At 72.6% G+C, this 285-nt stretch carries 1 pseudogene; it reads right to left on the bottom strand.

The features are described from left to right. Positions 1–285: pseudogene (locus ACEN88_RS35280) on the bottom strand (hypothetical protein); the annotation flags it as partial.

Raw genomic sequence — 285 nt, 5'->3', positions numbered from 1 at the left:
GCCGCGCCCAGTGCGGCGCCGGTGGCGGCACCCGCGGCGGCGCCGATGCCGGTGCCGATCACGTGCGAGCCGCCGTTATCGGTGAAGGTCTGGTTCAGGTAGGCAACGTCCTCGTCCGAACGCGGCGTCACGCCCAGCACGATGCCGCCGTTGTTGATGCCTTCCTCGTAGTGCTTGACGCGTTCTTCCGGGATGCCGGCACCGATCAGCGCGCCGATCAGGCCGCCGGTAATGCCGCCCGCGCCTGCGCCGGCCAGGGCTGCCGCCAGCGGACCGGCGACGACG

Origin of the sequence: Massilia sp. CT11-108 (genome assembly GCF_047302915.1) — a bacterium.
GTDB classification, from domain to species: Bacteria; Pseudomonadota; Gammaproteobacteria; order Burkholderiales; family Burkholderiaceae_D; genus Telluria; species Telluria orientalis.
Note: the sequence above shows the minus strand (reverse complement) of the source record. Positions and strands in the feature narration are given on the sequence as shown.